Here is a 3,367-nt window from a genome sequence, read left to right as displayed (position 1 = left end):
CGTTGTGCGAACTTTATTAAGATATCTGCATCATTAAGTGTTCCTAGTACGGGTTCTACCCCAAGTTGTTGGAGTGCAGCTACTTTTTCCTGGTTGCGAATCAGGCCGTATACGGTGTGTCCTGCGTCGACCAAAGTCTTTGCAACTGATCCACCGATATAGCCTGAAGCACCTGTTATAAATACTTTCATCTATACTCCCCCATCCTATTATTATTCAGCAAGGATTGGGTTAGGAATTACACCTAACTCGTTACATCCCTTCGTCTATGACACGGAAATATTATATAAGCTGCTTGACCTGTAAAACAAAAGTAAATGAAAAAGTTCACTATTTGAAACTTATTAACAGCATACCGTCTAAACTCAGTCCTACAGTTAATTTTGGGCTGACAATTTCTAATCAACAAAAAAAAAGCCGTGCAGCGAACGCTGCAGGCCTAAATCGTATAATCATGATTTTTCAAAATCCTACTTAAAAATTGTCTCGTACCTCGTTCCCTGGGATTGCTGAAAATATCCTTCGCGGACCCTTCCTCAACTACTACGCCGCCATCCATAAATAAAACCTTAGTACCTACCTCTTCAGCGAAAGCCATTTCGTGCGACACTACAACCATCGTTGTGCCTTCCTTCGCTACTTGCACAACTTCCCCCACCAAATCCGGGTCCAATTCAGAGGTAGGCTCATCTAATAAAATCACTTCGGGATTAACGGCTTGTTGTTGTCGTTACGTAAGCTCCTAAAGCCTTTGCTATCTGAATTGCTGTCGTGCCGTTCCCGCCGCCTCCGCCTGATAGCAGTACATTCTGCCCTTTCAATGACTTGTCCAAATTCCACTAATGTTTGTAAAGCCGTAAAGATACAAGAGGTAAGGCTGCCGCTTCGGCATAATTTAAGTCCTCTGGCATCAAAGAAACGAAGCGTGCCGACACTCCTTAGTTACTATTATGAGGTTGAAAAGTAGATCTTGTGTTGTTCTATCTAGATTGATCGTTGTTCTTCTCCAATCTTCTGTTTGAATTGTAAGTATTTCGTAAACCTGAGTAATTATATAATCAAAAAAGTCGCTTTGATTCTATAGTTTCTAATAAGTGCTTATGCATGGATGGGGTGTAAAGACTAGATCAATAGTTTTCTTTATTTGAAACTTTCTAACTTATTTTGAATTCCCCCAATGAATTACTTAAGATGAGCCATATTACCAGTATTTCTCCATATTTCAGTAACACAAATATGTCACTTTAGGAGTGATACATGACGAAAATAATTGAACATTTGGTAAGTTCTGTGACATTCCGGCTAGACATTAGTATCTGAATATAACTTAGGCATCGGGACATAAAATTTGTTACTAAGGGGTGCACTTCATGACTGTCATTACAATTTGTGCGATTCTAAAAGCAAAATCTGGTCAAGAGGAGCGGTTACACGATGAGTTACTCAAACTCATTGAACCGTCACGTGCTGAGAAAGGCTGTATACAATATAAGCTGCATCAATCCATCGAAGAGAAAGGTACATTTGTCTTTTATGAAACTTGGGCCGATGAGAACGCCATATCTGAACATGTAAATACTGAGCATTACAAAACATACCGAAAAAATATTGAGACGATTATCGATACAATGGATGTGTATCGTTTGCATAATCTGGAATCATAATATCTAAATAAATCAATTTTTAATAATGAGCATTACTTTCTTTAGTCGTTAATATCAATGCATTTCTCTCGTAAAAAGTTTCTATTATAGAAACTTTTTTTCTTTATTTGAACTTTATTGATACCTAGCTTAATATTAGCCTACATAAAGGAGGTGAATGTATGAATTCAAAAATCATTATTGCACTAATCTCCCTTGCGTTAAGTGCTTTTGCCATTGGAACAACGGAATTCGTTATTGTCGGTATTCTACAAGAGGTGGCCACTGACCTCGGGATTACTGTAACGCAAGCAGGAACACTGGTGTCCGGATATGCCATTGCCCTTGCCATTGGAACACCGATCGTGGTAGTAATGACCGGAAAGTTGCCTAAAAAAGGATACTTGGTGTTCCTTATGATCGTGTTCACTGCAGGGAATGCTCTGGCAGCTGTAGCTCCGACCTATTCGGTCCTGCTCTTGTCTAGGATAATTACAGCTGTTTCTCATGGTGTATTTTTCGCTGTTGCAGCTACAGTTGCAGCCGATATGGTCCCGGCTAATAAAAAGGGCACCGCCATTTCCATTATGTTCACCGGGTTAACCGTGGCCACCATTCTCGGGGTTCCACTTGGAACGTATATTGGACAAGTATATGGTTGGCGGATGTCATTTGCCGTAGTCGCTGTATTAGGTCTAGTCGCATTGTTGGTCAGTCTAGTAGCCGTAGAAAAAGTCCCACGTTCAATGCACTCGCCGAGCTTGAGAGATGTAGGAAGTTTGATTGCTAACCCTAGGATCATTACTGCTTTGCTCATGACGGTACTCGGTTTCGGTGGCACTTTCGCCTTATTTACGTATATCTCCCCAATCCTTGAAGAGATTAGCGGGTACGCAGCTTCGTCTATTTCATGGCTGCTGCTGATTTATGGTATTGCCGTGGCAATCGGGAATATCGTCGGGGGAAAATTAGCAAATGGACATCCTGTAAAGGCACTCCGTTTCGTATTCTTGTTTCAGGGCATTGCCTTACTGCTGCAAATCTGGCTACTTCCCAACAAGACGCTCACCATCTTTTCCCTGATAATCATCGGCTTGTTCGCATTTATGATGTCTCCCGGCGTACAGGCCTATATTCTAATGCTTGCAGAAAAGTTGGTACCTTCTGCGAAGGATGTCGCTTCAGCATTAAATATCTCTGCATTTAATATTGGGATAGCCGCTGGTTCAACATTGGGTGGGCTTGCAGTAGACCATATGCATATTATGGACACGGCTTGGATTGGTGCAATTATGGCGGGATTCGCCTTTTTACTGGCAGTAATCAATTACAGAATGGACAAAAAACAGAAACTTTTTATTGAGGAGAGAGGATAAATGAATTTGAATGAATTAGACCTTTTGGAGAAAGAATTGGAATTTACAACTTTTAGCCATCAAGATGCACTTGCTATTGGGAACCGGATTGTGCAGTATGCCCAAGAAAACAACGTGGCTGTAGCCATTCATATTGAACGTAACCGAGTTCCTGTGTTTACTCACTTGATGGATGGCACCTCAGAAGAAAACTACACGTGGTTGTTTCGCAAAAAACGGATCGTTGACCACTATAACCGCAGTTCTGCCTACATCGATGAGCGCTTTACCCAAAGTGGTGCTTCGCATGCAGAACACTCCCTGCTTTCTACTGCAGAATATCAGGCGGTGGGCGGTTCTATTCCAATC

At 41.4% G+C, this 3,367-nt stretch carries 4 protein-coding genes and 1 pseudogene; 3 read left to right on the top strand and 2 right to left on the bottom strand.

Annotation, left to right across the window (positions count from 1 at the left end; all coding sequences use genetic code 11):
- A partial coding sequence (locus CPT76_RS35510; protein WP_146116550.1) for an NmrA family NAD(P)-binding protein occupies positions 1 to 191 on the bottom strand: 191 nt, incomplete at its 3' end.
- A gap of 248 nt (positions 192 to 439) precedes the next feature.
- Positions 440 to 718 (bottom strand): annotated as a pseudogene (locus CPT76_RS35505) (ATP-binding cassette domain-containing protein); the annotation flags it as partial.
- 652 nt (positions 719 to 1,370) lie between these two features.
- Here CPT76_RS35505 and CPT76_RS35500 point away from each other — a divergent pair.
- The 3 genes from CPT76_RS35500 to CPT76_RS35490 all read left to right on the top strand — a co-directional run.
- The gene (locus CPT76_RS35500) at positions 1,371 to 1,664 is read left to right on the top strand and encodes a putative quinol monooxygenase (protein WP_105446227.1); all 294 of its coding nucleotides are present in this window, start codon (positions 1,371 to 1,373) and stop codon (positions 1,662 to 1,664) included.
- A gap of 161 nt (positions 1,665 to 1,825) precedes the next feature.
- Positions 1,826 to 3,019 (top strand): MFS transporter, encoded by a 1,194-nt coding sequence (locus CPT76_RS35495; protein ID WP_105446226.1) that lies wholly within the window; start codon positions 1,826 to 1,828, stop codon positions 3,017 to 3,019.
- Positions 3,020 to 3,367, top strand: a 348-nt coding sequence (locus CPT76_RS35490) for a heme-binding protein (protein ID WP_105446225.1), incomplete at its 3' end; no start/stop codon positions are given.

This window comes from Paenibacillus sp. AR247, from assembly GCF_002968895.1.
Lineage (GTDB): Bacteria > Bacillota > Bacilli > Paenibacillales > Paenibacillaceae > Paenibacillus_AQ > Paenibacillus_AQ favisporus.
Note: the sequence above shows the minus strand (reverse complement) of the source record. Positions and strands in the feature narration are given on the sequence as shown.